This is a genomic window from Rothia sp. HMSC071F11 (assembly GCF_001809115.1).
Taxonomy (GTDB): domain Bacteria; phylum Actinomycetota; class Actinomycetes; order Actinomycetales; family Micrococcaceae; genus Rothia; species Rothia dentocariosa.
On the sequence record NZ_KV795770.1, the window covers coordinates 84,667 to 85,563 of the forward strand.

The 897-nt window shown below is 58.2% G+C and carries 1 pseudogene; it reads left to right on the forward strand.

The annotated features are described in order from the left end of the window. Positions 1 to 897 (forward strand): annotated as a pseudogene (locus tag HMPREF2554_RS09855) (cell division protein FtsK); the annotation flags it as partial.

Below are 897 nucleotides of genomic sequence, written 5' to 3' on the forward strand. Positions count from 1 at the left end.
TTGATGATGTAACCCAGCAGCGCTGGCTCTTCCACCTCTCCGATTCCTACGACTACTCCAACTACAAGATCAAGGGACCGGACATTCCCGCATCGGTTCCCGGACGATGCGTCGACAGCGTAAGCATCAGGCAGATCCAGGTTGCACACCCACAGATGAGCCTCGAAGATGCCGTTCAGCAAGTCGTCCAGCGTTGGGGCACGGTCGATAAACCCGATGTTATCGGCCAGCTGCCCTCTCTTGTGCGCCTATCACAGCTGGGCGTTGAACCCTCCATCGGCGGCGAAAACTGGATTATTCCGGTGGGTATCGCCGAGCACAACCTCAAGCCTGTTGCGCTGGAACTCTACGAAGGCGAACACGCGCTCATCGGCGGGTCACCGCGTTCCGGCAAATCAACCCTGCTTCAGGCTATCGCTGACTCCGTCATGAAACAGCGCGACCGCGGCGAAACGAACGCCCAAGTGTGGGTTATGTGTACCAGGCGCTCGCCGCTGGCGCATCGTGATTTTGATCGGAAGGCAACCACCGCCCAGGATATTGCTTCGCTTGCTGCCGAACTGGAAATTATCGAGGAGCCGGTACTCTTGTTGATTGACGATGCGGAGCGCATTGAAGATGCTGAAGAGGGCATCGCCAATATTATCAAGGCGGAATCTCCGTATATACGCATTATTGCAGCGGGTAAGCCTGGTGATTTGCGCACCATGTATTCGCACTGGACGAAGGCGGTGCGTAAGTCGCGTACCGGTGTGCTTCTGCAGCCGCATATTGACTACGACGGCGATATGTTCTCGCTGAACCTGCCGCGGCGTTCCCCGGTGGCGCTTACCACGGGCCGCGGCTATGTGGCGGTGGGAGGTGCCCTTGCGCTGGCACAGACGGTATGCCCCGACG